The sequence below is a fragment of the Serpentinimonas barnesii genome (assembly GCF_000696225.1).
In the GTDB taxonomy this organism is placed as follows: domain Bacteria; phylum Pseudomonadota; class Gammaproteobacteria; order Burkholderiales; family Burkholderiaceae_C; genus Serpentinimonas; species Serpentinimonas barnesii.
On the sequence record NZ_BAWN01000020.1, the window covers coordinates 66,610 to 88,624 of the forward strand.

Sequence of the window (22,015 nt, forward strand, 5' to 3'; positions counted from 1 at the left end):
CTTCAGTCCACGGGCACCGCGTCGGTGATGCGGTAGAAAAACCCGAGGCTGTCGTTGTGCAGCACATGAAAGCGCCCTTCGACCACCAGCGCGCCCATGGTGTAGCGCACCGGGCGGCGGCTGCGCACCTGCACGATGCTCTCGGGGCCGCCGGGGGTGCAAAAGGGGCAGGTCAGGGGCACCGAGGTGAGCAAAAAATGCACCTGGCGCTCGCCCGGGTCTAGCGGCGTCATGAAGCCTTGCACGCGCACGGTGCGCTGGTTGAGGGCCAAAATGGCGGGTGAATACACCTGCACCACGCGGTTGCGCTCGGTGCGGGTGCTGATGTCGGCCAGGGTGGACCAAGCCACCACATCGGTGCGCACCGGCAGCGGGGCGTAGGCGCTCTCGGGGCTGTGGACGCCCGCGCCTTGGCCGCCCGCCAGCGGGTTGGCTGACACCGCAGCGCCAGCAGCACCTGTGCCAGCCGCACCGGCTGTGCCCGCACCCGCAGGCCTGCCACCACTGGCTGGGGCGGGGGAGCCGCTGGGTGACGTCTGAGCCTGCGTCAGCAGCGGCCAGCCCAGGCCGCCGAAGGCACCGGCTGCGCCCACGGCCCAAGCACCCGAGCGGCCCAGCCAGGCGCGCCGATGCAGCCGTGCGGACTCGTCAATGGACATGGCGCATGCCGCAGTAGTTGCCCAGTGCCAGCCCGGTGCAGGCGGCGCGCAACTGTTGGTGGCAGACGCGTTCGCCGCGCCCGGCTTGCAGGCACTCGGCAGCGGCTTGGTGCGCGGCGGCCATGGCCTGGTGGCGGCGGATGTCTTCCTGGATTTGAGCCGGGGTGTGCTGCTGCCCGTGCGCGTGGGTGTGCGGCGTCTGGCCGGGCGTAGCCCAAGCGGTTAAGGCAGGCAAGGCGATCAGGCCGGCGGCCAGCAGCGGCAACAGGGATTGTTTCAGCGTTTTCTTCATGGTGGTTTGGAGTGAAGGTGGCAGGGAAGGTTGCATCGTCGCGCTTTGCATGTTTTCAGCCCCGGTTGAGCAAGGTCATGACATCGAGCCGCTGCGCCCGCCAAGCCGGCAGCGCCGCCGCCAAGGTGGCCAGCAGCAGCGCCGTGAAGGGCACCCACAGCAGCACGGGGCTCCAGTGCCAGGCTTGCAGCAGCGCCGTGCTGCCCGGCGGCAGCCAGCCCGCGATGGCCGCCAGCAGCGCTTGCGCCAGCAGCAGGCCCAGCAGCAGCGCCAGCAGCGCCAACGTGAGCGCCTCGGCCAGCAGCAGCCCGACCAGGCGCCGCGCCGGGGTGCCGAGCATGCGCAGCATCGCCAGATCGGTTTCGCGCTCGCGCACCGCTGCCCACAGCGCGACGAAGATCGACAGCCCGGCCATCAGCAGCAGCGTCAGGCCAAAACCTTGCAGCACCTGGGTGCCCGCACCCAGCAGGGTGAGCAGGCGCGTGAGTTCCAGCGCCGGGGCGGCGGCCTGCATATTGGTTTGGGTGTTGACGAAGCGCGGGAAGGTCACCGCCGCCAGCGGGCTGTGGTAGCTGATGAGGGCCATCGTCACTTCGCGCTCGGCCTCGATGCTGGCGCGCTCCTCGGGGCTCATCTGCGCCATGCCGTGCAGGTCGTCGTGCACCAGCCAGACCGATTCGGTGGCCGTGAGCACCAGCCGGTCCAGCACGCAGCGGCAGGGGGCCAAAATGCCGGTGATGGTGTAGGGGTGTAGCTCGTGCGCCTTGCCGCTGGGGTCGAGCCCGTGTACGCCGACAAAGCGCTGCCCTAGCCCCAGGCCGGTGCTGGCCGCCACTTGGGAGCCGAGCACGGCCTGCATCGTCTGCTGCCAGAGCTGGCCCTGCGCCAGTTCGGCCCCGTACAGGGTCACGTAGTCGGGCGTGGTGCCGACGACGCGGTAGCCCGCCAAGTTGTCGCCCAAGCTGAGCGGGATGATGCGCGCCACTTGCGGGTGCTGGCGCAGGGTTTCCAACTCGGCCAAGCGGATGTTGCCCGGCGGCACGTCGAGGTGAAAAACCCCGGACATGATGAGCTGGATCGGGCTGCCCTTGGCCCCGATGACGGCGTCGATGCCCGACAAGTCGCGCTCGAAGGAGTGCGTGATCTGCTCGCGTGCGCTCAAGACAAAGGCCATGGCGGCCACGCCCAGGGTGAGCAGCAGCAGGTTGAGCACCGTGGCCAGTGGCCGCGACCACAGGTAGCGCCAAGACAAGCCGAGCGTGTTCATGGCGCGGCCAGCCAGAGCGTGCGCGCATCGGGCAGGGCCTGCACGGCGCGCTGGTCGTGGGTGGCGACGACCAGGGTGGCGGCGCTGGCCTGGGCTTGCTGGCGGATCAGGGCCATGGCCTGGGCGGCGTGCTCGTCGTCGAGGCTGGCGGTGGGCTCATCGGCCAGCAGCACGGTCGGGCGGCGCAGCAGGGCGCGCGCCAAGGCCACGCGCAGCGCCTGCCCGGTGGAAAGCTGGTGGATGCGGCGTTGCAACAAATCGCCCAAGCCCAGGGTGTCGATCAGGTGCTGGAAGTGGCCGGGGTCGAGCGGCTGGCGGCTGGCGTAGGCGACCAGTTGCAGGTTGTCGTACACGTTCAGGGCCGCGCTGAGCAGGCCGCGTTGCGGCAAAAAGCCGATTTGGCGCGCGCGCCAGTGGTCGCGCTCGCGCTGCGACAGGCGCGCCGGTTGCACCCCGGCAACTTCGAGCAGGCCAGCGCTGGGTGTGAGCAGCCCGGCCAGCAGCGCCAGCCAGGTCGATTTGCCGCTGCCCGAGGGGCCGCGCAGCAGCAGCGTCTGGCCGCTGGGGCATTCCAGATCGGGGTAAGCCAGCGTGGGTCCATCGCGCCAGCTGTGGCGCAGTGCTAGTGTGCGGATCATGTGGGCTGGGTTGCGGGGGGCTGGGGTGTGGGGTGGCTGCAACCGGCACAGGTGCCGTGCAAGGTGAGGTCGAGCCGCTGCGCTCGGTGCCCCAAGGCGGCCAGGGCAGCAGACCAGTTTTGTGCGAGGGCTTGGGCGTGCAGCTGGGCTTCGAGCTCGGCAGCGGTTTGGGTGTGGGGTGCGGCGCCGGGTGGGGCTGCAGGGTGCTCCAGGGCCAGCGGCAGCAGTTGGTGGCAGGAGTCGCATTCAAAGTGCGGCTGCAAGGCGGTCTGGGCCGTCGGGGCCGCCGCAGCCAAGGGCAGGGGCGTGCTGGCCGAGGTTGGGGTGGCCCCGGCCCAAGTGAAGCGCCAGCGCCGCTCGTTGGGGTCTGGGTGGCGCAGCAGCAGCCCGCAGGCGGCCAGTCGGTCCAGCAGCCGGTACAGGGTGACGCGGTTGATGGCCACGCCGCGCGCCTTGAGTTGCGCCAGCACCTCGAAGTGGCAGGGCGAGCTGTTCGGGGCAGCCGCCAGCACACCCAGCACGGCGCGGGTGGCCACGGTGAGGCGCAAACCGGCGGCATGCAAGCGCTCAAGCACCTCGGGCGTGAGCGGGCTGGGGGTGTCGGCAGGGCTGGGCATGTGCATGGCTTTGGACTGGGCTAGCGCAACCGAGTTGCGTTATGATGCCGATATTAACGCAATCGAGTTGCAATAACGTGATCTCCCGATTTTTCATGGCCAAGGCTGCTGCGGCACCGGCGTCACTGTCTGCGGCTGTGCCCGTGCCGCTGCGGGTGCTGCCCAAGTCCAAGCCAGAGTCAGTCTCCGCTCCAGCGCCGGGCTTGGTCCACATGCCGCCGCCCCAGTCAGACCATGCATGCGCAGAGCCGGGGCCGGGTACGGCTGCCGTTCGGCCCGCCATCGAGCTGCACAACCTCACCGTGGGCTACGAGCGCCATCCGGCGGTGCACCACCTCTCGCTGCGCTGGGCGGCGGGCAGCCTGGTGGCCATCGTCGGGCCCAACGGCGCGGGCAAATCGACCCTGCTCAAGGCGCTGGCGGCGCAATTGCGGCCGCTTTCGGGGCATATCGAGGGGCTGGCTGGGCGGCGCGTGGCCTATCTGCCGCAGTCGCCGCAGATCGACCGCAGCTTTCCGGTCACGGTGCAAGACCTGGTGCAGCTCGGCCTGTGGCACGAAGTGGGGGCGCTCGGGCGTTGGCAGGCTGTGCACCGCCAGCGCTGCCGTGAGGCCTTGGCCGCGGTGGGCTTGCAGGGCTTTGAGGCGCGCACCATCGACACCTTGTCGGGCGGGCAGTTTCAGCGCGCCCTGTTTGCGCGCCTGATGCTGCAAGACGCCGACCTGCTGCTGCTTGACGAGCCCTTTGCCGCGGTGGACGAAAACACCAGCGCCGACTTGCTGCAACTGCTCAAAGACTGGAGCGCCAGCGGCAAAACCGTGCTCACGGTGCTGCACGATCTGGGGCTGGTGCGCTCGCATTTTCCGCACACGCTGCTGCTGGCGCGCGAACCCGTGGCGCACGGGGCCCCGGCGGCGGTGCTCACGCCCGCGAATCTGCGCCGCGCTTTGGGCATGCGCGAGTCCTTCGACGACCTGGCCCCGTGGTGCGAGGCCGATGCGGCGGCGCACCCTGCCGGAGGGCCGCACTGATGTCGGCCCTGGCGTGGTTCGCCCCCTTGTGGGAGTTTTCCTTTATGCAGCGGGCCTTGCTCGGCTGCCTGCTGCTGTCGCTGAGCGCGGCCCCGGTGGGGGTGTTTCTGATGCTGCGCCGCATGAGCCTCACGGGTGACGCCATGGCGCACGCCATTTTGCCGGGCGCGGCGCTGGGTTTTTTGATCTCCGGCCTGTCGCTTGGGGCCATGACGCTGGGCGGCATCGTCGCCGGGCTGGTGGTGGCGGTGGGTTCGGGGCTGGTGGCGCGCAGCACCATCTTGCGCGAAGACACGGCGCTGGCGGCCTTTTACCTGCTCTCGCTGGCGCTGGGGGTGCTGATCATCTCCACCTACGGCAGCCAGGTGGATTTGCTGCACGTGCTGTTTGGCTCGGTGCTGGCGCTGGACAACGCGGCGCTGGGGCTGCTGCTGGGCATTGCGCTGCTTTCGCTGCTGGCCTTGGCGCTGCTGTACCGCGCGCTGGTGCTGGAGTGCCTGGACCCGGATTTTTTGCGCGCCCACAGCCGGCGCTGGAGCGCGCTGGCGCACTACGGTTTTCTGGTGCTGGTGGTGTTCAACTTGGTGGCCGGCTTTCATGCCTTGGGCACGCTGATGGCGGTGGCGATCATGGTGCTGCCGGCGGCGGCGGCGCGTTTTTGGGTGCGGCGCATCCAGTCGCTGCTGGGCCTGGCCCCGCTGCTGGCGCTGGTCTGCTGCGTGGCCGGCTTGCTGCTTTCCTACCACGCCGACTGGCCGACCAGCCCGGCGATCGTGCTCGCGCTGGGCGCGGTGTATGCGTTTTCCATGGTGTTTGGCCGCTTTGGTCTGTGGCGGCAAAGGGCCATTTCTCCGGTGCATTTGAAAGGATGAGGCGATGAAGCGACGGCGTTTTGCTACTTCTCTGCTGGCGGGTGTGGGCGCAGCCTGGGGCTTGGGTGCGACGGGCTTGGCGGCGGCGCAAGGGGTGGCCACAGTGCCCGCGCAGGCGGGTGCGGCCAGCAGCGCGGCCCCGGCAGCAGGGCCTGCAACGGGGGCAGCAGGCGCAGCGGCCCCAGCGACCGCGCTGCCGGTGGTGGCCACCTTCAGCATTTTGGGCGACCTGGTGCGCCAGGTGGGCGGCGAGCGCTTGCAGCTCGATGTGCTGATCGGCCCCGACAGCGACGCCCACGTGTTCCAGCCCCGGCCCTCGCACGCGCGCCAGGTGCGCCAGGCGCGGCTGCTTTTTTCCAACGGCTTGGGCTTCGAGGGCTGGATACCGCGCCTGCTGCAAAGCGCTGCTTTCCGCGGTCAGCACGTGGTGGTCAGCCGGGGCATAGCGGCGCTGCGCAGCGCGGACCACGGCCACAGCCATGGCGGCCACGGTCACGGGCACAGCCACGGCGAGCACGACCCGCACGCCTGGCAAAACGTGGCCCATGCGCGCAGCTATGTGCGCCACATCGCCGACGCGCTGTGCGCCGCCGACGCCCCCGGCTGCGATTTCTACCGCCAGCGCGCCCAGGCCTACGACGCCGTGCTGGCGCAGCTCGACGCCGACATCCGCGCCGCCTGGGCCCCGATCGCGCCGGCGCAGCGCAAGGTGATCGTCTCGCACGACGCCTTTGCCTACTACGGCCAAGCCTACGGCGTGCGTTTTCTGGCCGCGCGCGGCGTCAGCTCCGACAGCGAACCGACGGCGCGCGGCATCGTGCGGCTGGTGCAGCAAATCCGCCAGGAGCAGGTGCGCGCCTTGTTCGTGGAAAACGTGACCGACCCGCGCCTGATCGAGCAGATCGCGCGCGAGACCGGCCTGCGCCCGGCCGGGCGCCTGTACTCCGATGCGCTCTCGGCCCCCGGTGGCACCGCGCCCACCTACGTGGACATGCTGCGCCACAACACCCAGGCCCTGACGCGGGCGATTGTCGGAGCTTGAGTGTGTGGGGGGGTGTTGTGTGCCAAGCTGGGTTGCCGTCTGAAGCCCGACCAGGCCCGGCTGATCTAGGCCCCTGGCGCCGCGCCCCCGAGCGCATCGAGCTCCTCGGGCGGGGCCACTGTGACCCGCACCTCTAGGCTGTGCTCGCCGCCCCCGCGGATGACGCCGCGCAAGGGCGAGACGTCTCCAAAGTCGCGCCCGCTCGCCAGCCTGACGTAATCGGCGCCTGGGCGCTGCATGCCGCAGCGCAGGTTGGTGGGGTCGAAGTCGAACCACTGCCCGTCCAGCGGCACCGCCACCCAGGCGTGCGAGGCGTCGGCCCCGATCAGGCGCGGCTGGCCTGCAGGCGGCTGGGTCAGCATATAGCCGCTGCGGTAGCAAGCCGGCAGCCCCAGGCTGCGCAGGCAACCCAGCATGATGTGGGCGAAATCCTGGCACACCCCGGTGCCTTGTTGCAGCGCCACCCGCGCCGGCGTGTGCACCTCGGTGCTGGCGGTCTGGTACTTGAGCTGGGTGTGGATTTTTTGCATCAAGTCGTAGCAAGCCTGCAAAAAGGGGCGCTCGGGGGCAAAGGCCGGGCGCGCGAAATCGGCAAAAATATCATCGATCGGAACAAAGGGGGACGCAAAAACAAACTCGTTGGCGTCGCTGAAGGGGGCCCCGCTGCAAAAGCGCAGCGCCTCGCGCACGCTTTCCCAAGCCGGGCTGGGGCCCAGGGGAGCGGGCTCATCGGTCTGCACCAGGCTATCGGCCCACACTTGCAGGTGCTCGTGCGACTGCTGCAAGGCAAACAGGGTGCAGGCGTTGCCAAAGGCATCGAACTGCTGCTCCCGCCACGTGGGCTGCGGATAAATGAGCAGGTGGTGCGCCAGCACGCGCTGGCCGCTGTCGGTGAGCGGCTGCAAATGCGCCTTGTGCAAGGCTTGCACCACCGGCGATTGGTAGTGGTAGCGGGTCTTGTGGATGATGCGCAGCAGCATGGTGGGGGCTCGATCTGCACTAGAGCATCAGGCTCTGGCTGCTGCTGTCGGTGTGGCTGAAGTACCAGTCGCCCAGCCGATCAGATACGGCCAGCGCCTGGCTCTCACACGACTGCAACAACTGGCGCAGTGCAGGCTGGCTGCTGGCCGTAGCTGCATCATGGGGCACGAAGCCGGGCCTGAGGCCGGGCATGCTTTGGCTGCAGGCACCGGGCGCGGCCGCGCTGAGCGCGATCAGGTCCCAGCCGCTGGGGTCGGGCAGTTCGCGCAACAGCTGGCTGGCGCGCTGGCCATTCGATTCGGGCAGCTTGCTCAGGCGCGAACGCAAGGTCGAGAGCACCCAGGCCAGCGAACGCGGGTTGTCGCCGTGCGTGACCAGCATGTGCAACAAGGCCACCCAATCGCGCCGTTGCTGGTATTGGGCATGGAAGGTGATGGTGCTGTCAAACAAGGCCAGCACGGCTTCGAAGCCTTGGTCGTCGGCGATGCTGTCGGTGTCGATCGCGCTGCCCAGCGCGTGCGCCAGCGTGCTCAGGCGTTCGATGTGGCGCCCGATGCTGAGCATGCGCCAGCCGTCGTCGCGCACCATGCGGTCGGTCTGCGCTCCGGTGATGGCCGAGAGCAGTTCGCTGGCGTGTTGCAGCGCCTCGAGTGCGGCGGGGCTGGCCGAGTCGGCCTCGCAGGCCAGGCGCTGGTGGGCCTGGCTGAAGCCGGTTTCCACGCGCTCGATCAGGTTGCGCTGCTCTTGCGCCAGGCGCTCGCGCACATGGCTGGCGGTGTTGCGCAGGGCGCGCAGGGTGTAGCCCACGCTGTGGGCGCCCGAATCGGCCCCCAGCATGGCAATCACGGCGCGGGCAAATACGCGCGCCGACTGCTGCGCATTGGGCACGGCAGGCAGCACCAGGCCGTTGAATTTGGCGCAAACCGACAACCAGGCCAGCAATTGGGGCCGGATTTGCTCTTCGCTTTGCAGGCAGCGCAGGGTCAGGCTGGCCAGCCGCACGGCGTTGTCGGCGCGCTCGGTGTGGCGCCCGAGCCAGAACAGGTTTTCGGCCGAGCGGCTGGTGATGAGGCGTTTTTGCAGCGCCAGGCTCAGGGTGCTGGGCGCGCTTTGCAGCAGGCTGGTCTGGTCCACTTCGCCTTGGGTCAGCACCCAGCAGTCGGCGCTGCTGCTGCCGCGCTGCATCGGGGCCATGGCTTGCCAGCGCGGCCCTAGGCGCACCAGCCCGCCGGGCAGCACGCGCCAGGACCTGGCCCCGTCGGCGAGCGCAAACACGCGCAGCAGCGCCGGGCGGTGCATGATTTGCTTGCCGTGCCAGATGGGGTGTTGCGACAGCGGCAGGTGGCTTTGCAGGGTGTGCTCATCGGGGCGGCGCACGATGCGCCCGGCCAGTTGGTCCAGCCCGGAGGGGGTCAGGGTGGGGCCGAACACCGCCTCGTGGCCTGCGCCGTGGGGGTTGAAGGTGCTTTTGAGCACGCCCTGGCGCAGCCCCTGCAGCGCGCTGTGCCGGTGTTCGGCCTCACCGCACCACCAAGTGGGCAAGGAGGGCAGGGCCAGCGGCTGGCCCAGCAGGTGCTCGCTGATGGCGGGCAGGTAGCCCAGCAGCGCGCTCGATTCCAGCGGGGCCGAGCCGGGCGCGTTGGCCAGCAGCAAATGGCCCGCACGCAGCGCCTGCATCAGGCCCGGCACGCCCAAGTTGGAGTCGGGGCGCAGCTCGAGCGGGTCCAGCCATTGGTCGTCCAGGGTTTTGATCAGCACATCGATGGGCTCCAGCCCCTCGATGGTTTTGAGATACAGGCGCTGCTCGCGCACCGTCAGGTCGTTGCCCTCAACCAGGTTCAGCCCTAGGTAGCGCGCCAGGTAGGTGTGCTCAAAGTAGCTGCGGGTGTGGGGGCCGCCGGTGAGCAAGGCCATGCGCGCCTCGGTCCCGCGCGGCGAGAGCGTTTGCAAGCCCTGCATCAGCGCCTTGTAGCTGGCCGCTAGGCGCTGCACGCGCATGGAGGCAAAGGCTTGCGGGAACTGGCGCGCAATGGCGATGCGGTTTTCCAGCAGATAGCCCAAACCGGGCGGGGCCTGGGTGCGCTGCGACAACACCCACCAGCGCCCGTCGGGGCCGCGCGCCAAATCGAATGCGGTGATGTGCAGCCAGGTCTGCCCCAGCGCTTCTACCCCTTGCATGGCGCGCAGGTAGTCGGGGTGGCCCAGCGCCAGCGCCGGCGGCAGCAAGCCACGGCGCAGCAGTTCGCGTGCGCCGTAAAGGTCGGCCATGACGAGGTTGAGCAAGCGCGTGCGCTGCAGCACCCCGGTTTCGATCTGGCTCCAGTCTTGTGGGCTCACCAGCAGCGGAAACAGGTCGAGTGCCCACGGCCGCTGCGGGTTGTGCTCGTCGGCATGGACGTTGTAGCTCACGCCGTTGTCGCGCAACTGCTGCGCCAGGCTGTGCTGGCGCCGGTTCAGGTCGGCAAAGCCCTCGCTGCCCATGTGTTCGAAAAATTGCGCCCAGAGCGGATCCAGGCCATCCGGGCCGGGCTGCAGGCCGCGCAGCTCGTCGAAGTGGCCAGCGGGCACCGCTTGCGCCAAGGCCGCCGCCATGGCGCCGGCTGGGGCGTGGGTGGCTTGGGCGGGCGGGTTTCGATCGAGGGGGTGGGTCACGGGGTGGAGCAGGCGGTTCGACAGGTGCCCGCAGCGGGCTTGGGGACCTAGTATGGGGCTTATTTTCGCAGGTCGAGCGTAAACGGAAACTCGCGGCTGATGCGCGCGGGCTGCAACAGCAGCGGCCCCGGTGTGTGGTTAAAGGGCACAAAACGCGCCAGCCGACGGCTTTCGGCTTCGAAGGCGTTGACCGGCAAGGTGTCGTAGCTGCGCCCTCCGGGGTGTGTCACATGGTACTGGCAGCCGCCGATGGAGCGCTGCATCCAGGTGTCCACGATGTCGAAGCTCAGCGGTGCCTGCACGCCAATGGTCGGGTGCAGCGCCGAGGGGGGGTTCCAGGCCTTGAAGCGCACCCCGGCCACGTAGTCGCCCACCGTGCCGGTGGGGTGCAGCGGCAGGGTGTGGCCGTTGCAGGCGATCTGGTAGCGGCTGTCGTTGTGGCCGCGCAGGCGCACCTCGATGCGCTCCAGCGACGAATCCACGTAGCGCACGGTGCTGCCCGCGCCGCCTTCTTCGCCCATTACGTGCCAGGGTTCCAGTGCGTGGCGCAAAGTCAGCTCCAGGCCGCGGTGCTGCACCTGGCCTATGGAGGGGAAGCGAAACTCGAAGTGCGGCTCGAACCACTCGCGCTCGAAGCGGTAGCCAAATGCAGCCAGTTCGTCGAGCACGTCTTCAAAATCCAGGCGCACGAAGGTGGGCAGCATGAAGCGGTCGTGCAGTTCGGTACCCCAGCGGCTGAGCGGGCCGCTCCAAGGCTGTTGCCAAAAGCGCGCCACCAAAGCCCGCAGCAGCAGTTGCTGGGCCACGCTCATGCGCGCGTGCGGCGGCATCTCGAAAGCGCGCAGTTCCAGCAGCCCGAGGCGGCCGCTGGCGCTGTCGGGGCTAAAGAGCTTGTCGATGCAAAACTCGCTGCGGTGCGTGTTGCCGGTGACGTCGATGAGCAGGTTGCGCAGAATGCGGTCCACCGTCCAGGGGGACAGGTAGTCGGTGTGGCTGCCGCCCTTGGGGCTTGGGCCTGGCTTTGCTGCGCCAAGCGCCCGGATTTGCGCCAGCGCGATTTCGAGCTCGTAGAGCTGGTCGTTGCGCGCTTCGTCCACGCGCGGCGACTGGCTGGTCGGGCCGATGAACAAGCCGCTGAACAAATAGCTCAGGCTGGGGTGGTTGTGCCAATAGGCGAGCAGGCTGGCCAGCAGGTCGGGGCGGCGCAAAAAAGGCGAATCGGCCGCTGTGGCCCCGCCGAGCACGAAGTGGTTGCCGCCGCCGGTGCCGGTGTGGCTGCCGTCGGTCATGAATTTTTCGGCACACAGGTGGGTCTGGTGCGCCGCTTCGTAGAGGAACTCGGTGTGCTCGACCAGCTCGCCCCAGTTGTGCGCCGGGTGGATGTTGACCTCGATCACGCCCGGGTCGGGGGTGACTTGGAGTAGCTTGAGGCGGGCATCGCGCGGCGGCGGGTAGCCTTCGAGCACCACCCGCAGGCCCAGCTTGGCGGCCGTGGCTTCCACTGCGGCCAGCAGCTCCAGGTAGGGTTCGAGCTGCTCCAGCGGCGGCATGAACACATACAAATGCTGGCTCTGGCTGCCGTGGCTGGCTTCGCTGGCTGGCCCGTTGGCGCGCTGCGGGTCGCGGGCTTCAACGCACAGGGCGGTGCGCATCAGCCAGGCGGCCGATTCGCCGCGCTGCGGAATCCGCACCGGGCCGCCCGCTTGCTGCGTCGGGTGCGGCTGGCGCAATATCTGGGCGCTGGGCAGGGCCGGGCTGGGGGCTTGGGGGTCGGCTTCGGTGCGCGCCGGGCTGTCGGCCGCCGAGGCCCAAGGCAGCGCATCGAGCGGCAGCCGGTAGCCCATGGGCGAGTCGCCGGGTATGAGGTAGAGGCGCTGCTCGCGCAACAACCACGGCCCGCTGCGCCAGCGCCAGCGGCTCTGCGCAGACGCATCGCTCGCAGCCCCCGGTGCCGCGCCAGGCTTGCCGTCATCGGCTTGCAGCGGCAACACATAGCCCACCGGCGACTGCAAGCCTTGCCCGAAAACGCGGCGCAGGCGCGCGCGCTCGTGCTCGTCGTCGAGCTTGGAGTCAAAGGGGTCCACGTTGAGTGGCAACTGGCGTTCGCGCCACAGGTAGTACCAGGTGTCCTCAAAGCCGGGCCGGATGTGCTCGGTCGGCAAGCCCAGTTGCTGCGCCAGCGCCTCGATGAAGCGCTGTGCCTCGGCGGCGCCGTACTGCGCCGGCTCGCGTTCGTCGGCCAGCAGGGCGGGTTGCTGCCAGATCGCCTCGCCGTCGGCGCGCCAAAACAGCGACAGCGCCCAGCGTGGCAGTTGCTCACCGGGGTACCACTTGCCCTGGCCCAGGTGCAGGCAGCCGCCGGCCCCGTATTGCTGGCGCAGGCGGTGCAGCAGGTCGGTGGCATAAATGCGTTTGGTCGGGCCCAGCGCATCGGTGTTCCACTCGGGCGCATCGCGGTCGCGGGTGGCCACGAAGGTGGGCTCGCCGCCCATGGTCAGGCGCACATCGTGGGTGTGCAAGTCTTGCTCGACCTGCTCGCCCAGGGCGTTGATGGCGCTCCACTGCGCCTCGGTGTAGGGTTTGGTGACGCGCGCCGTTTCCAGGCTGCGCTGCACCTGCATGTGGTGCTGAAACTCGACCTCGCATTCATCGAGCGCACCTGAAATGGGGGCCGCGCTGGAGGGCTTGGGCGTGCAGGCCAGTGGGATGTGGCCCTCGCCCGCCAGCAAGCCCGAGGTCGGGTCGAGCCCGATCCAGCCCGCCCCCGGCAGATAGACCTCGCACCAAGCGTGCAGATCGGTGAAATCGGCCACGGGGCCGGCCGGGCCATCCACGGCCTTGACGTCGGGGCTGAGCTGGATCAGGTAGCCCGAAACGAAGCGCGCCGCCAGCCCCAGGTGGCGCAGCACCTGCACCAGCAGCCAACTGCTGTCGCGGCAGGAGCCGCTGCCCAGGCTCAGCGTTTGCTCGGGGCTCTGCACGCCGGGTTCGAGCCGGATGGTGTAGCGTATGTCGCCTTGCACTTTTTGGTTGAGGGCGACCAGAAAATCCAGTGTGCGCAGCGGCTGGCGCTCGATTGTGGCCAGGTAGGCTTGCAGCCGGGGTGTGGCCGCCGCATGCGCCAGGTAGGGTGCCAGTTCGGCGCGCAAGCCGCTGGGGTAGGCAAAGGGCACCTGCTCGGCATAGGGTTCGAGGAAAAAATCGAACGGGTTGTGCACCGCCATTTCCAGCAGCAGTTCAACCGTGACCTTGAACTCGCGCGTGGGCTCTTGAAACACCAGCCGGGCTTGGTAGTTGGCAAACGGGTCTTGCTGCCAGTTGATGAAGTGCGCGGCGGGCTCGATGCGCTGCGTGTAGGCCAGCACCTGGGTGCGACAGTGTGGGGCCGGACGCAAGCGCACCACCTGCGGGCCCAAGTTGATCAGGCGGTCGTAGCGGTAGTGCGTGGTGTGGCTGAGGGCAACTTGGATCGACATGGCGTGCTTTCGCTTGAGAGGTGCTGCGCAAGGGGCATCGCGGAGTGCGGCGCCCTAGAGCCATGCAAAGATTGCGCCAGCTTGTGCCCACGGCGTGCCAAGCTTGCGGCAGCGGCCGGGTAGCATGGGTTTTGGGGTTGGTGGCACGGCCTTTGCTTTAAGCACAGCAGGCGCGCCAACGGCGGCGGCGCCACCAAGGGGACCCAATGAACCGCACCCACACCTACGACGAGATGTACGCCAGCCTAGGGCAGGCGCGCGCGCATTGCCGCAGTTTCGACCGCTGGTTGCAAGAGCAGCCCCATGCCGCCATGGCCAGCCGGCGCGAGCAGGCCGAGCTCAACTTTCGCCGCCTGGGCATCACCTTCGCGGTTTATGGCGACCAGGACAAAGACGGCAGCGGCACCGAGCGCCTGATCCCCTTCGACCTCATTCCGCGCATCGTTCCGGCGCAGGAATGGCAGCGGCTGCAGGCCGGGCTGGTGCAGCGGGTGCAGGCGCTCAACCGCTTCATCCACGACATTTACCACGAGCAGGAAATCATCCGGGCCGGGCTGGTGCCGCGCGAGCAAATTGAGGGCAATGCACAGTTTCGCCCAGAAATGAAAGGCGTGGCGGTGCCCGGTGGCGTCTATGCCCACATTGCCGGCATCGACATCGTGCGCGCGCCGGTGCCGGGCGGCGCGGGCGAAGCCGAGTATTTTGTGCTCGAAGACAATTTGCGCGTACCCAGCGGCGTGAGCTATATGCTCGAAGACCGCAAAATGATGATGCGCTTGTTCCCTGAGCTATTCAGCCTGAACCGGGTGGCCCCGGTGGCGCATTACCCCGATTTGCTGCTCGAAACGCTGCGCGGCGTCTGCCCTGCGCACACCACCGAGCCCACCGTGGTGCTGCTCACTCCCGGCATGTACAACAGCGCCTATTTCGAGCATGCCTTTCTGGCGCAGCAAATGGGCATGGAGCTGGTTGAGGGCCAAGATTTGTTTGTGCGCAACGACTTCGTTTATATGCGCACCACCCAGGGCCCCAAGCGCGTCGATGTGATTTATCGCCGCGTCGATGACGATTTCCTCGACCCCAGCGCTTTTCGGCCCGATTCCACGCTGGGCTGCCCGGGCCTGCTGCGGGCCTGCCAAAAAGGCCATGTGGCGCTGTGCAATGCCATAGGCACGGGAGTGGCCGACGACAAATCGATTTACCCCTACGTGCCGGCCATGATCGAGTTTTATCTTGGGCAGCGCCCGATTTTGAGCAATGTGCCCACCTTTCAGGGGCGCAAGCCCGAGGATCTGGCCTACATTTTGGCCCATCTGGAGGAATTGGTGGTCAAAGAGGTGCACGGAGCGGGCGGCTACGGCATGTTGATTGGCCCGGCGGCCACGCGCGCCGAAATCGAGAACTTCCGCCAGGCGCTGCTCAAACGGCCCGACAACTACATCGCTCAGCCCACTTTGAGCTTGTCGAGTTGCCCGACCTTTGTAGAACAAGGCATTGCGCCGCGCCATGTGGATTTGCGCCCCTTTGTGCTCAGTGGCAAGGTGGTGCAGATGGTGCCCGGCGGCCTGACCCGGGTGGCACTCAAAGAGGGCTCGTTGGTGGTCAATTCCTCGCAAGGCGGGGGCACCAAAGACACCTGGGTGATGGAAAACTGAAGCAAAGGGGTACAATCATGCTGTCACGAACCGCCGATCATTTGTTCTGGATGTCGCGCTACACTGAGCGCGCCGAAAACATGGCACGCCTGCTCGATGTCAATTTTCAATCGGCGCTGCTGCCGCAATCAGCCGCCGCCGCGCAGCAGGGCTGGGAGGGCATGTTGCGCATTTGCGAGCTGCTTCCGGCCTATCAGGAACAATATGGCGAAGTGCAGCCCAAAGCGGTGCTGCAATTCATGGTGCGCGACCCCAACAACCCATCGAGCATTGTTTCGTGCCTGCGCTCGGCGCGCGAAAATGCGCGTGCGGTCCGGGGGGTGCTCACGACTGAGGTCTGGGAGACGCAAAACCAGACCTGGATCGAACTCAAGCGCATGTTGCAAAGCCAGACCATCGAGCAAGAACCGTGGGAGTTTTTTGAATGGGTCAAATTTCGCTCGCACCTTTCGCGTGGAGTGGCCATTGGAACCATGCTGCAAGACGAGGCCTTCCACTTTTTTCGCATAGGCACCTTTTTGGAGCGGGCCGACAATACGGCACGCCTGCTCGATGTGAAATTCCATGCCATTGAAAACCCATTTCCTTTGTTGCCAGAGGGGTTGGTGCGAGCGGCTCAAAGTCAAGGACCCGCCGAAGCCGGCAAAGAAGACGACGACAATCTGGATTTTTACCATTGGAGTGCGATTTTGCGCAGCGTCAGCGCCTTCGAGGTGTACCGCAAGGTGTATCGCGACGAAATCACACCGGAGCGGGTGGCCGAGCTGATGATCCTGCGCCCAGACATGCCGCGCAGCTTGCTGGCCTGCATGAATGAGGTGCTGAGCAATCTGCGCGCGGTGCGCAATGCCGGTTCGGGCGAAACCGAGCGCTTGGCCGGCAAACTGTGTACCAGCTTGCAGTTTGCGCGCATCGACGAAATTTTCAGCGGTGGTCTGCACGTTTTTTTGGTGCACTTTCTGGATCGGGTGAACCAGTTGGGCACGCGCATCAGCCAAAATTTTTTGCTGCCTGCGCCCATCCAGCAAGCCGAATAGGGGGTGGCGTGGAGCGGCACTGGCACTGCCATGGTGCGCTCGGCTGGGCCGCGCACCTTTTTGTGGCGCGAAGGCGGGCGCAGGGCGCCCCGCGCTGGCGCCCAATTCCCTGCATGGCCATCGGGCTTGGGGCCTGCACGGGCGCAGACTGAAGGGGGATGGCGCACACTTCAAGCCCATTGGGCAGCGGCCCACCCCCCGACGTGTCCATTGGGTTCACAATCAGGGTTTTCACGGGTTGGAGCCGGTGGCTGCAGGTCTTGATGCAAATTAACCATTTTTTCTTTGTTGTTGGCGGTGGACGTGGCTTGGGTGCGGCTGTTGTCGCGGCGTTGCTGGGCTTGGCCTTGTCGGGCTGTGCCTGGGCGCCGGCTGCAAGCGCTCCAGCGGCCGGCGTGTCGGTGACGCAGGCGCTGGGCACCCCGCTGGCCGCCGACTGGCGCAACCCTTGGCCTGAGGGGGCGGTGCCAGCCCAGGCACCAGAGCAAACCGCCCCAGCCTTGCCCGCCCCCGCGCAAGCCTATCCTGCCCCAGCCGAGCTCGCGCATTGGTGGCGCGCCTTCGACGACCCGGCCCTGAGCGCCCTCATCGAGCAGTCGCTGCAAGCGCACACCAGTGTGCGTGCGGCCGAGGCCGCGCTGCAGCAGGCGCGCGCGCTCAACGCCATCAGCCTAGCGGGGCAGGGGCCGCAACTGCAAGCCAGCGCCAGCGCCCAGCGCGCGCAGGCGGGGCAGGGCAGTGCGGCCAGCGCCTGGCGCGCCGGGCTTGATGCCAGTTGGGAGCTGGACTGGTTTGGTCAGCGCCGCATGGCCGAAGCGGCCACGGCGGCCGAGGTGCAAGCAGCCAGCGCACAATTCGGCCATGTGCGGGTGAGCCTAGCGGCCGAAGTGGCGCTCAACTACCTCGAATGGCGCGCCCTGCAGCAGCGCCTGGGCGTGGTGCAGCGGCGCCTGGCCTTGCAAGAGGAATTCGTGCAGATCGTGGGCTGGCGCGTGCAGGCCGGGCTGATGTCGGGGCAGGATTTGGAGCAGGCGCGCCTGAATCTGGCGCAACTGCGCGCCACCTTGCCCGAGTTGCAAGCCGGGCTCGGCCAAGCCGAAGCGGCGCTGGCGGTGCTGAGCGGCCGCCCGCCCCAAACCGCCCTGAATTTGCCCGCCAGCGGCATACCCGTGGCCGGGGCCGCACTGGCGCGCGCCATTCCCGCCGACACCTTGTTGCAGCGCCCCGACGTGCAACGTGCCCAGGCACGGTTGGCGGCAGCGCTGGCGCGCTCGGCGCAGGCCGATGCACAGCGCTGGCCCACCCTGGCCTTGGGCGGTACGCTGGACTGGCGCAGCCCGCGGGTGAGCGATTTGTTCGACGCGGGCGCGCTCACGCGCACGCTGCTGCTGCGCCTAGTTGCCAGCCTCTACGATGGCGGGGCCGCGCGCGCCCAGGTGCAGGTGCAGCAGGCGGCGGCCGAGCAGGTCCGCATCGAACTCGAAGCCGCGGTGCTGACGGCGCTGCGCGAAGTCGAGCACGCCCTGCTGGCGCTGCAAGCCAGCGAGCAGCGCTTGCAAAACCTGACCCAGGCCGCCGAGGCAGCAGCCGAGGTGGAGGCGCTGGCGCTGCTGCGCCTGACCAGCGGCCTGATCGACTACCGCATCTGGCTCGATGCCCGCCACAACCTGCTCACCGCCCAGATCGAATTGGCCAACGCCCGCGCCGCCTGGAGCGCCGACCACGTGCGCCTGGTCAAGGCGCTCGGCGGTGGCTGGAACGCTGCCGATGTGCAAGCCGCACGACCCCAGAACGACAACACGCCATGAGCCCTGCAGACCCTTCATCTTCCCCATCGGCTGCGGCCTTGCTGAGCGCCGCCACCCCAGCGCGCCGCTGGTGGCGCCGCCCGCGCCTGTGGGTGGCGCTGGCCGTTTTGGGGCTGGCGCTGCTGGCGTGGTGGTTTTGGAGCGCAGCCCAGCAACGCCAGGCCGCCCCGGTGTACCAAACCGAGCCGCTGCTGCGCGGCACCTTAACCCGCAGCGTGACCGCCAACGGCACTTTGCAGCCGGTGCGCGCGGTCAACATCGGCAGCGAGCTCTCGGGCACGGTGCGCGCGGTGCACGTGGACATCAACGACCCGGTGCGCCGCGGCCAGGTGCTGATCGAGCTGGACACCGAACGGCTGCAAGACCAGGTGCGCCACGGCCGCGCCGCGCTGGCGGGGGCGCAGGCCCAGGTGGCGCTGGCGCAAGCCAGCCAACTCGAAGCCGAAGCCACGCTGCGCGAAGCGCAGGCGCAACTGGCGCGGCTGCAAGAGGTGCAGCGCCTCTCGGGCGGCAAGGTGCCCTCGGCGGCCGAGCTCGACACCGCGCGCGCCGCCGCCGAACGCGCTCAAGCGGCACAGGAGCGCAACCGCGCCAACGTGCTCAACGCGCAAGCGGGGGTGGAGCAGGCGCGGGCTAATCTGTCCAGCCACGAAACCAATCTGGCCAAGGCCTCGATCCGCTCGCCCATCGACGGCGTGGTGCTGGCGCGCTCGGTCGATCCGGGCAATGCCGTGGCCGCCTCCTTGCAAGCCGTCACCTTGCTGCAACTGGCCCAGGACTTGCGCCAGTTGGAGCTGCAAGTCAGCGTCGATGAGGCCGATATCGGCGTCGTGAGCGCGGGCCAGCCCGCCACCTTCACGGTCAGCAGCCAACCGGCGCGGCGCTTTGCCGGCCAAGTCAGCCGCGTGGCTTTCGGGGCCACGCGAGCCGACAACGTGGTCACCTACACCACCACCATTCGGGTGGAAAACCAAGACCTGAGCCTGCGCCCCGGCATGACGGCCACGGCCAGCATCGTGGCGGTGCAGCGCGACAACGTGTTGTTGGTGCCCAATGCGGCCTTGCGCTTTCTGCCCGCCGCCACGGCCGGGGCAGCGCCTAGTGGCGGGGTGCTGGCCAGTTTCTTGCCGCGCCTGCCCGCAGCGCCGCCACGCGCAGCGCGCGTCGATTCGCGCCCCGGCCAGCGCCAGATATGGGTGCTGCAAGACGGCCAACCGGTGCCGCTGCAAGTGAGCACCGGCATCACCGACGGCCGCCAGACCGAGGTCTCGGGCGAGGGCGTGGTCGAGGGCCTGGCCGTGATCGTCAGCCAAGGCCGCGCCGGCGCAGCAAGGCCATGAACCCGGCCGCGCCACCCCAGCCGGTGCAAACCGGCGCAGCAGCCGCAGCCGCAGCCGCAGCACCCGCCCCCGCCCCCGCCCCGTCGCCCCTAATCGAGCTGCGCGGCGTGAGCAAGGTCTATGGTCAGGGCCAGACCGCCTTTTTGGCCCTCAAAGGGGTGGATTTGCAGATTGCCGCCGGTGAGTTCGTGGCCATCATGGGCCCCAGCGGCAGCGGCAAATCGACCGCCATGAATTTGCTCGGTTGCCTCGATACCGCCAGCGCGGGCGAGTACCGCTTTCGCGGCGTGCCCTTGCAGGGCTTGCAGCGCGACGAGCTGGCGCTGCTGCGGCGCCAGTATTTTGGCTTTGTGTTTCAGGGGTTTTACCTGCTGGCGCGCACCACCGCGCTGGAAAACGTGGAGCTGCCGCTGGTCTACCGCGGCCTGCCAGCCAAGCAGCGCCATGCTGCCGCCCGCGCCGCGCTCGATGCCGTGGGCCTGAGCCCCTGGGCGCATCACACCCCGGCCGAGCTTTCGGGCGGGCAGCAGCAGCGGGTGGCGATCGCGCGCGCCATCGTCACCGAACCGCAGGTGCTGCTGGCCGACGAGCCCACCGGCAACCTCGACAGCCAGCGCAGCCACGAGATCATGGCCCTGATCCAGTCCCTGAGCCGCGAGCGCGGCCTGACCGTGCTGATGGTCACGCACGAGGCCGACATCGCCGCCTACGCCAGCCGCTTGGTGCGCTTTGTCGATGGGCGGGTGGCCAGCGACCAACCCAACTCCAGCCCGGTGGTGCCAGCACCCACACCCGCTGCCACCCCCGCCGCTGCCGTTTGACATGCTGCTCAACGCCCTCATCCTTGCCCTGCGCTCGATTCGGCGCAACCTGCTGCGCTCCTTTCTCACCATTTTGGGGGTCGTGATTGGGGTGGCGGCGGTGATTACCATGGTCACGGTGGGCAACGGGGCCACGCTGGCCATCCAGACGCAAATTCAGGGTCTGGGCACCAATTTGCTGCAGGTGCGTCCGGGCCAGCGCATGGGGCCGGCCGGGGCGGGTCAGGCGGCACCGGCCTTTACAGCGGCCGACGCCCAAGCCATATTCGAGCAGGTGCCGGGCGTGCTCGCCACTGCCCCAGAAGCGCGCAGCGGCGCCACGGTGGTGGCCAATGGCCGCAACTGGTCCACCCAAGTGATCGGCAGCAGCCAAGACTGGCTCTTCACCGGCAACTGGCGCCTGACCGAAGGCCGCCCTTTTAGCGAGGAGGAGCAACGCGCCGGCGCAGCCGTGTGCCTGATCGGCGAGACGGTGCGGCGCGAGCTCTTTGGACCGAATCCGGCCCTTGGTGCCATGCTGCGCGTGCGCCAGATGCCGTGCGAAGTGGTCGGGGTGCTGGCGGCCAAGGGGCAGGGCGCGTTTGGCAACGACCAGGACGACCTGGTGCACATGCCGCTCAACACCTTTCAGCGCCGCATCGTGGGCCACACCCGCATCGGCGTTTTGCAGGTGTCGATGCAAGACGGCGTCGAAACCGCCACGGTGCGCGCTGGTATCGTGCAACTGCTGCGCGAGCGGCGCAACCTAAGCGAGACCGACGAAGACAACTTCAACGTGCTCGACACCCGGCAACTGGCCCAGACCCTCTCGGGCACCACCCGCATCATGACGCTGCTGCTGGGTGCGGTGGCGGCGGTGAGCCTGATTGTGGGCGGCATCGGCATCATGAACATCATGCTGGTGAGCGTGACCGAGCGCACGCGCGAAATCGGGCTGCGGCTGGCCATCGGGGCGCGTGAGCGCGAGGTGCTGTTGCAATTTTTGATCGAGGCGGTGGTGCTGGCGGCCATAGGCGGCCTGATTGGCATGACGCTGGCGCTGGGGGCCAGCATCGGGCTGTCGGCGCTGATGAGCGTGCCCTTTGTGTTCGACCCCGGCATCAACGCGCTCGCCTTTGCCTTCTCGGCCGGCATCGGGGTGCTGTTTGGTTATTTTCCGGCGCAGCGTGCGGCGCGGCTAAACCCGATCGAGGCACTGCGCCACGAGTGACAGGGGCCTAGCCGCCGCTCAGCGCACGGGGGCGGCGGCAAAGGGTGAGCCGCGCAAGCGCTGCCCGGCCTCAATGCCGCGCTGGGAAAACCAGCTTTGGTGCATTTCCAGCACAAATCGCACCGGCTCGGCCGAGCAATGCGAGCGCTCCGAGAGCGGCTGCATATCCACCAGGTTGACGATGCGGCCGTCGTCGGCCACAAAGGCGGCGGTCAGGGGCAAAAAGGTGTTTTTCATCCAGAAGCACTGGATCGCCGGGGTTTCGAACACAAACCACATGCCCTCGTTGGCGGGCATGGTGCGGCGCCACATCAGGCCGGTGTTGCGTTGCGCCGGGGTGCTGGCCACTTGCACCGTGATCAGGTGCAAGCCGGCTTGCAGTTGCAGGCGCGGCAAATCCAGTTGCGGCACGCCCTCCCGCGGCTGCGTCTGCTGCTGCGGGGCTTCGGGCGGCGGCTGCCGGGCTTGCGCAGCGCTGGTCAGCCCCAGCCCGATGGCCAGCCCACACAGCGGCACAAACCGCAACGCAGCGGCAGAGAAAAGCCAAGCCAAGGGTTTAAACATGCGGTTTGTCAGGTCTGTGCAGGAATGAAGGTTAAAATTTTCACACAGCTTAA

The 22,015-nt window shown here is 68.1% G+C and carries 18 protein-coding genes; 9 read left to right on the forward strand and 9 right to left on the reverse strand.

Annotation, left to right across the window (positions count from 1 at the left end; translation table 11 throughout):
• Positions 1-2: 2 nt before the first annotated feature.
• Genes SRAH_RS06765 through SRAH_RS06785 form a run of 5 tightly spaced genes read right to left on the reverse strand, consistent with a single transcriptional unit; the run spans position 3 to position 3,473 of the window.
• On the reverse strand, positions 3-659 hold the full coding sequence (locus SRAH_RS06765; protein WP_076606997.1) for a DUF3299 domain-containing protein: 657 nt from the start codon (positions 657-659) through the stop codon (positions 3-5).
• The gene (locus tag SRAH_RS06770) at positions 649-951 is read right to left on the reverse strand and encodes a hypothetical protein (protein WP_029462594.1); all 303 of its coding nucleotides are present in this window, start codon (positions 949-951) and stop codon (positions 649-651) included. The genes SRAH_RS06765 and SRAH_RS06770 overlap by 11 nt, the downstream gene beginning before the upstream one ends.
• A gap of 55 nt (positions 952-1,006) precedes the next feature.
• The gene (locus tag SRAH_RS06775) at positions 1,007-2,218 is read right to left on the reverse strand and encodes an ABC transporter permease (RefSeq protein WP_029462595.1); all 1,212 of its coding nucleotides are present in this window, start codon (positions 2,216-2,218) and stop codon (positions 1,007-1,009) included.
• Positions 2,215-2,856, reverse strand: a complete 642-nt coding sequence (locus SRAH_RS06780) for an ABC transporter ATP-binding protein (RefSeq protein ID WP_029462596.1) — start codon at positions 2,854-2,856, stop codon at positions 2,215-2,217. Before SRAH_RS06780 ends, SRAH_RS06775 begins: the two co-directional genes overlap by 4 nt.
• Positions 2,853-3,473 (reverse strand): Fur family transcriptional regulator, encoded by a 621-nt coding sequence (locus SRAH_RS06785; protein ID WP_029462597.1) that lies wholly within the window; start codon positions 3,471-3,473, stop codon positions 2,853-2,855. Before SRAH_RS06785 ends, SRAH_RS06780 begins: the two co-directional genes overlap by 4 nt.
• Before the next feature lie 212 nt (positions 3,474-3,685).
• Between SRAH_RS06785 and aztA the strand changes: the two genes are divergently transcribed.
• Genes aztA through SRAH_RS06810 form a run of 3 tightly spaced genes read left to right on the forward strand, consistent with a single transcriptional unit; the run spans position 3,686 to position 6,418 of the window.
• Complete coding sequence (gene aztA, locus SRAH_RS06795) at positions 3,686-4,504, forward strand: zinc ABC transporter ATP-binding protein AztA (protein ID WP_045476524.1); 819 nt, start codon at positions 3,686-3,688, stop codon at positions 4,502-4,504.
• On the forward strand, positions 4,504-5,376 hold the full coding sequence (locus SRAH_RS06800) for a metal ABC transporter permease (RefSeq protein WP_029462599.1): 873 nt from the start codon (positions 4,504-4,506) through the stop codon (positions 5,374-5,376). The genes aztA and SRAH_RS06800 overlap by 1 nt, the downstream gene beginning before the upstream one ends.
• Before the next feature lie 4 nt (positions 5,377-5,380).
• Positions 5,381-6,418 (forward strand): metal ABC transporter solute-binding protein, Zn/Mn family, encoded by a 1,038-nt coding sequence (locus SRAH_RS06810; RefSeq protein ID WP_082210103.1) that lies wholly within the window; start codon positions 5,381-5,383, stop codon positions 6,416-6,418.
• Between the two features lie 65 nt (positions 6,419-6,483).
• Here the strand turns inward: SRAH_RS06810 and SRAH_RS06815 are convergent, their stop codons facing one another.
• The 3 genes from SRAH_RS06815 to SRAH_RS06825 form a co-directional block, all read right to left on the reverse strand.
• Positions 6,484-7,398, reverse strand: coding sequence for a transglutaminase family protein (locus SRAH_RS06815; RefSeq protein WP_029462601.1), 915 nt, complete (start codon positions 7,396-7,398; stop codon positions 6,484-6,486).
• A gap of 19 nt (positions 7,399-7,417) precedes the next feature.
• Positions 7,418-9,991, reverse strand: a complete 2,574-nt coding sequence (locus tag SRAH_RS06820) for a circularly permuted type 2 ATP-grasp protein (protein WP_045476555.1) — start codon at positions 9,989-9,991, stop codon at positions 7,418-7,420.
• A 119-nt stretch (positions 9,992-10,110) separates the two neighbouring features.
• Positions 10,111-13,527 carry a transglutaminase family protein gene (locus SRAH_RS06825; protein WP_029462603.1) on the reverse strand — a complete coding sequence of 1,139 codons (3,417 nt, stop codon included), beginning with the start codon at positions 13,525-13,527 and terminating at the stop codon, positions 10,111-10,113.
• Between the two features lie 206 nt (positions 13,528-13,733).
• Here SRAH_RS06825 and SRAH_RS06830 point away from each other — a divergent pair, with 206 nt between their 5' ends.
• From SRAH_RS06830 to SRAH_RS06855, 6 genes are all read left to right on the forward strand, one after another.
• Complete coding sequence (locus SRAH_RS06830; RefSeq protein ID WP_029462604.1) at positions 13,734-15,182, forward strand: circularly permuted type 2 ATP-grasp protein; 1,449 nt, start codon at positions 13,734-13,736, stop codon at positions 15,180-15,182.
• Positions 15,183-15,199: 17 nt separating this feature from the next.
• The gene (locus SRAH_RS06835) at positions 15,200-16,219 is read left to right on the forward strand and encodes an alpha-E domain-containing protein (protein WP_029462605.1); all 1,020 of its coding nucleotides are present in this window, start codon (positions 15,200-15,202) and stop codon (positions 16,217-16,219) included.
• Between the two features lie 263 nt (positions 16,220-16,482).
• Positions 16,483-18,027, forward strand: a complete 1,545-nt coding sequence (locus SRAH_RS06840; RefSeq protein WP_052369115.1) for an efflux transporter outer membrane subunit — start codon at positions 16,483-16,485, stop codon at positions 18,025-18,027.
• Entirely contained in the window at positions 18,024-19,367 is a 1,344-nt protein-coding gene (locus SRAH_RS06845; protein ID WP_029462607.1) for an efflux RND transporter periplasmic adaptor subunit, read from the forward strand. The genes SRAH_RS06840 and SRAH_RS06845 overlap by 4 nt, the downstream gene beginning before the upstream one ends.
• On the forward strand, positions 19,364-20,188 hold the full coding sequence (locus SRAH_RS06850; protein WP_082210105.1) for an ABC transporter ATP-binding protein: 825 nt from the start codon (positions 19,364-19,366) through the stop codon (positions 20,186-20,188). The genes SRAH_RS06845 and SRAH_RS06850 overlap by 4 nt, the downstream gene beginning before the upstream one ends.
• Before the next feature lies 1 nt (position 20,189).
• Positions 20,190-21,398, forward strand: a complete 1,209-nt coding sequence (locus tag SRAH_RS06855; RefSeq protein ID WP_029462609.1) for an ABC transporter permease — start codon at positions 20,190-20,192, stop codon at positions 21,396-21,398.
• An 18-nt stretch (positions 21,399-21,416) separates the two neighbouring features.
• Here the strand turns inward: SRAH_RS06855 and SRAH_RS06860 are convergent, their stop codons facing one another.
• Entirely contained in the window at positions 21,417-21,962 is a 546-nt protein-coding gene (locus SRAH_RS06860) for a DUF192 domain-containing protein (protein WP_076606998.1), read from the reverse strand.
• Between the last annotated feature and the right edge of the window lie 53 nt (positions 21,963-22,015).